Source organism: Pseudoalteromonas sp. EB27 (genome assembly GCF_001974875.1).
GTDB lineage: Bacteria > Pseudomonadota > Gammaproteobacteria > Enterobacterales > Alteromonadaceae > Pseudoalteromonas.
Genome location: NZ_MTQD01000031.1, coordinates 1 through 2,188, shown reverse-complemented (window position 1 = coordinate 2,188; position 2,188 = coordinate 1). Strand labels below are relative to the sequence as shown.

Below are 2,188 nucleotides of genomic sequence, written 5' to 3'. Positions count from 1 at the left end.
GAGCTGGAGTACTCAAAAGTGATTGTTCGTTTCTTTCGGCGCGGCCGAGGTGGGGGAAGTGGCCCAGCTGATTATCTCATGGGTAAAAATCGTGATAGAGAATTTGCAAGTGTTATACGTGGCGACCTTGAGCAAACAGTTGAAAATATAAATGGTTTAAATTTCGCGAGGAACTACACATCTGGTTGCCTTTCATTCGCAGAAAAAGACATATCAGATAAAACTAAAAACGTGATCATGGATTCATTTGAAAGCACTGTTTTTGCTGGGTTAGAACGCGACCAATATGACATAACGTGGATTCAGCACATGGACAAAGGCCGGTTGGAATTAAATTTTTTAATTCCTAATGTCGAGCTTCAAAGCGGTAAACGTTACCAGCCTTATTTTCACAAAGGCGAAAATAAAATGATGAATGCATGGCAGCAACTCTTCAATGATGCAGGAGGGTTCAAAGATCCTCACGACCCCAAAAACAAATCTATTTTGACGCAAGCGCGAGATTTACCGAGGGATAAAAAACAAGCTGTTGAAAGTATTACGGGTACTTTAACAAACATGGCTAAGAATGGGCTCGTTAAAAATAGAGATGAAATTACAGCAGCATTGGAAAATGCAGGCTTTGAGATAGCCAGACAAACACCTAAATCAATTTCAATTAAAAGCCCGCAAGGCGGGCAAAATATACGACTTAAAGGGGCTATTTATGACTCATCTTTCAGAGCTAGCACAGAGCTTGGAGACGAACTCGAAGCAGCAAACCGAGCTTACAAAGCAGGCCGTGAGCAAAGAATTCAAGAGTTTAAACAAATTTATCAATACGGAAGTAGTAAAAAGCGCGAGCGAAACGAGAAACGCTATTCGAGAGCTGAATCAGCAACACTTGAACCAGTACAAGGGAATCAAGCTAGCGCTATTGATCGCGTCCTTGCTGATCGCTCTGCTGGGCGGAATGGTGCTTCAAGCGAACTTGGACTTGGACTTGCCAGTCCTGGACGTGATCAATATCGAAAATACCTGGGAAGAGAAATAAAAAGGGAGCTAGAAAAAAATGACAGAGCTAGAACAACAATTGCTGCAATCACTCAAGCAGCTACAAACAGACTACGAGACGCAGTTCAGCGAACTACACGAGTCTTTGAGCAGCTTAGCGAACGATACAAAACTGAAGCAACAAAAACGCATTACAGAGCCACTGAGAGAACTAGAGAGCGGGAAAACATGCCTAGATTGTAAGCATGGTAAATACAGTAAGCAAAGAAATTCAAATAATCAGCAGGTGTATTGGGACTTTTCTTGTTTGATAGATCATGGCCAAAGGCAAAGTGTTGAAGAGTGCACGCATTACGAAAAGTAACTTACCCTTAAATTAACGGGTTAACGGCTTGAAAAGCTCTGTTAAGTGCAGGTTTTAAGGCTATTTTAGCCGAGAAAAGGTATTTAACATAAAATTCAGTGTGGGCTATCAGCTGCTTTTTTATGTTTGAGTTAAATTAGGTGTGAAAAGGTTATTTTGATAAATAATCACATTTTTGATGATCTTTTTAAAATGCTGATATAGCATTGACGCAGATACAAAAAAACCGCTTGCGCGGTTTTTATGTGGTCAGGCGTTGCTGAAACAACCCTGCACCGTGGTAAAGCTAGTTGACGCTACCTCTACGAATTCAGACTAAGTATAATAAAGACGCTCAGCAAGAGCAATATACCTACCTAAAATTCTAAGAAAAAAATCAACTATTCAACCCACCTTCGCACATTTGGAGTCGAGTTTTCGTGTGCGCTGCAATCTAGCCCCCAGAAGGTGCCTGAAAAAAGGGATCGCGCATACGGGGCAGCCTACGACGGCCAGAAACAATCGACACCTACAGCAAGTAAATACAGTGGTTACACGGGCAAACCAACCAGCTCCACAATAAAAAAAAAGCGGGGCGCTGTAGGCAAGTTAATGGGGGTTTCTTGGTGGAGCTATGGGCGCGTGACGGTTGATAAAATCGAATAGTTAGCTCCCTGCACTGCACATTGCTGCAAGCAGACAATGATCGCTGATTTAGTTCAGGGAAACACTGCTGCTTGCAGCAGGGGTAAACACGGAGGCGTTAGCCGACATCCTTATCCGCGCCCGTTAGGGGACTTGTCTTATTAAATTAAAAAAAAACCTTATTGAAGCGGAGCGGATATTTAAATC

Annotated in this window: 2 protein-coding genes and 1 pseudogene; all 3 read left to right on the top strand. The window is 42.4% G+C overall.

From position 1 onward, the window contains the following. Positions 1-78 precede the first annotated feature (78 nt). Positions 79-708: pseudogene (locus tag BW142_RS20955) on the top strand (relaxase/mobilization nuclease domain-containing protein); the annotation flags it as partial. Further along, complete coding sequence (locus BW142_RS20950; protein ID WP_076920566.1) at positions 707-1,033, top strand: MbeB family mobilization protein; 327 nt, start codon at positions 707-709, stop codon at positions 1,031-1,033. The pseudogene BW142_RS20955 and the gene BW142_RS20950, both read left to right, overlap by 2 nt. Positions 1,034-1,051: 18 nt before the next feature. Next, positions 1,052-1,357 (top strand): MbeD/MobD family mobilization/exclusion protein, encoded by a 306-nt coding sequence (locus BW142_RS20945; RefSeq protein ID WP_076920565.1) that lies wholly within the window; start codon positions 1,052-1,054, stop codon positions 1,355-1,357. The last annotated feature ends 831 nt before the right edge of the window (positions 1,358-2,188 follow it).